The sequence below is a fragment of the Streptomyces sp. E11-3 genome (assembly GCF_046540415.1).
Classification (GTDB): Bacteria; Actinomycetota; Actinomycetes; order Streptomycetales; family Streptomycetaceae; genus Streptomyces.
In genome coordinates this window covers 1-3,156 of sequence record NZ_JAZGRL010000050.1, presented here as the reverse complement: position 1 = coordinate 3,156, position 3,156 = coordinate 1, and the positions used below count along the sequence as shown (strand labels likewise).

Sequence of the window (3,156 nt, the reverse complement as noted above, 5' to 3'; positions counted from 1 at the left end):
CACACCGGAGGTGACCCCGTGACCACCCTCCCCACCACCCTCGACCCAACATCCCCCGACTACACCGCACACCGCGAGGCCGCGCTCGCCAAGCTCGCCGAGCTGGACACCGAGCACGCCAAGGCCCTCGCGGGCGGCGGCGAGAAGTACGTCGACCGGCACCGCAAACGCGGCAAGCTACTCGCCCGCGAGCGCATAGAGCTGCTGCTCGATCCCGACACCCCGTTCCTGGAACTGTCCCCGCTCGCCGCCTGGGGTACCGACTACCCGGTCGGCGCGTCGATGGTCTGCGGCATCGGCACGGTCGAGGGCGTCGAGTGCCTGATCACCGCCAACGACCCGACCGTACGCGGCGGCGCATCCAACCCCTGGACCCTGAAGAAGGCCTTCCGCAGCCATGAGATCGGGCACGCGAACCGGCTCCCGTCCATCCACCTCGTGGAGTCCGGTGGCGCCGACCTGCCATCCCAGAAGGAGATCTTCATACCGGGAGGCGCGCTCTTCAAGCACCTCACCCAGTCATCGGCGGCCGGAATCCCCACCATCGCCGTCGTCTTCGGCAACTCCACGGCGGGCGGCGCGTACGTCCCCGGTATGTGCGACCACGTGATCATGGTCAAGGAGCGGGCCAAGGTCTTCCTCGGCGGACCCCCACTGGTGAAGATGGCCACCGGCGAGGAGAGCGACGACGAGTCGCTCGGCGGCGCCGAGATGCACGCCCGCAGCTCCGGACTCGCCGACTACCTCGCCGCCGACGAACCGGACGCGCTGCGCCAGGCCCGCCGCGTCGTCGCCCGCCTCAACTGGCGCAAGGCATACGCTGATCCGGGCCCGGCCGAAGAGCCCAAGTACGACCAGGACGAACTGCTCGGCATCGTCCCCGGCGACCTCAAGATCCCCTTCGACCCGCGCGAGGTCATCGCCCGCATCGTCGACGCCTCCGACTTCGACGAGTTCAAGCCGCTGTACGGGGCGAGCCTGGTCACCGGCTGGGCCGCGCTGCACGGCTATCCGATCGGCATCCTCGCCAACGCCCAAGGCGTGCTGTTCAGCGAGGAGTCGCAGAAGGCCGCCCAGTTCATCCAGCTCGCCAACCAGCGCGACATCCCCCTCCTCTTCCTGCACAACACCACCGGCTACATGGTCGGCAAGGAGTACGAGCAGGGCGGCATCATCAAACACGGCGCGATGATGATCAACGCGGTGTCCAACTCCACGGTCCCGCACCTGTCCGTCCTGATGGGCGCGAGCTACGGCGCCGGTCACTACGGCATGTGCGGCCGCGCCTACGACCCCCGCTTCCTGTTCGCCTGGCCCAGCGCCAAGTCCGCGGTGATGGGCCCGCAACAGCTCGCGGGCGTCCTGTCGATCGTGGCCCGGCAGTCCGCCGCCGCCAAGGGGCAGCCGTACGACGACGAGGCGGACGCCGCGCTGCGCGCCATGGTGGAGCAGCAGATCGAGTCCGAGTCCCTGCCGATGTTCCTGTCCGGGCGGCTGTACGACGACGGGGTCATCGACCCGCGCGACACCCGCACCGTGCTCGGCCTGTGCCTGTCCGCGATCCACACGGCCCCGGTCGAGGGCGCGCGCGGCGGCTTCGGCGTCTTTCGCCTCTAGTGCGGCTGAACCGCCGCCGCTCTCGCGGACCTGGTTGCCCGCCGCGGTGGTTCCTCAATTGATGGTTGCGGTGATCTAGTGGAAAGAGTGCGATCTTCATGATCAGAACCCTCCTGGTGGCCAACCGTGGCGAGATCGCCGTCCGCGTGTTCCGCACCTGCCGCGAACTCGGTATCGCCACGGCGGCCGTGCACTCCGACGCCGACACCGACGCCCTGCACGTACGGGAGGCGGACGTGGCGGTACGGCTGCCGGGGCTGGCGCCCGCCGACACCTACCTGCGCGGGGACCTCGTGGTGAAGGCCGCCCAGGCGGCCGGTGCCGACGCCGTGCACCCCGGCTACGGATTCCTCTCCGAGAACGCGGAGTTCGCGCGCGCGGTGCTCGACGCGGGGCTCGTCTGGATCGGGCCGCCGCCCGAGGCGATCGAGGCGATGGCGTCGAAGACCCGCGCCAAGGAGCTGATGGCGGCGGCCGGGGTGCCGCTGCTCGACCCGGTGAAGCCTGCCGCGGCCACCGCCGACGACCTTCCGCTGCTGGTCAAGGCGGCGGCGGGTGGGGGCGGTCGAGGCATGCGTGTCGTACGTGAACTGGATGACCTGGAACGCGAGTTGGCAGCCGCGGAGGCGGAGGCGCTGAGCGCGTTCGGTGACGGTGAGGTGTTCGTCGAGCCGTATGTCGAGCGGGGACGCCATGTCGAGGTGCAGGTGCTCGCCGACGGGCATGGGGTGGTGTGGGCGCTCGGCACCCGTGACTGTTCGCTGCAGCGCCGCCATCAGAAGGTCATCGAGGAGGCCCCGGCGCCTGGGCTGCCCGACGGGCTCCGTGCCTCGCTGCACGAGTCCGCCGTGGCGGCGGCGCGGGCGATCGGCTACCGGGGCGCCGGGACCGTCGAGTTCCTGGTCGCCGACGGACGCGCGTACTTCCTGGAGATGAACACCCGCCTCCAGGTCGAACACCCGGTGACGGAGGAGGTCTTCGGCCTCGACCTGGTCGCGCTGCAGCTTCACGTGGCGGAGGGCGGGACGCTCGCGGCGGAGCCGCCGGGGGCGCGTGGGCACGCGGTGGAGGCTCGGTTGTACGCCGAGGACCCGGCGCGGGGGTGGACTCCGCAGACGGGCACGCTGCACCGGGTCGCCGTGCCTGGCGGTGTCCGGCTGGACACCGGCTACGGGTCCGGGGACACGGTCGGAGTCCACTACGACGCGATGCTCGCGAAGGTGGTGGCGTGGGCGCCGACGCGGGCGGAAGCCGTCCGCAAGCTGGCCGGGGCGCTGGAGCGGGCCCGCGTGCACGGTCCGGTCACGAACCGGGAGTTGCTTGTGCGGTCCATTCGGCACCCGGAGTTCTCGTCCGGGGATGTGGACACCGGGTTCTACGAACGGCACCTGGACGAACTGACCGCGCCGGACGGCGGGACCGTGGCGCCGCGTGGCGAAGCGGTTGCGGCGCTCGCGGCAGCGCTGGCGGACGCGGCAGCACGTCAAGGCGAAATCTCCCCCACCCCGCCCCTTCCCGAACCTGGGGGCAAGCCCCCAG

Annotated in this window: 2 protein-coding genes; both read left to right on the top strand. The window is 71.0% G+C overall.

Going from position 1 to position 3,156, the window contains the following annotated elements; all coding sequences use genetic code 11:
* Nucleotides 1-18: 18 nt before the first annotated feature.
* The gene (locus U9R90_RS34750; protein WP_411061363.1) at nt 19-1,617 is read left to right on the top strand and encodes an acyl-CoA carboxylase subunit beta; all 1,599 of its coding nucleotides are present in this window, start codon (nt 19-21) and stop codon (nt 1,615-1,617) included.
* A 98-nt stretch (nt 1,618-1,715) separates the two neighbouring features.
* On the top strand, nt 1,716-3,156 hold a 1,441-nt coding region (locus U9R90_RS34745; RefSeq protein WP_411061361.1), incomplete at its 3' end, for an acetyl/propionyl/methylcrotonyl-CoA carboxylase subunit alpha.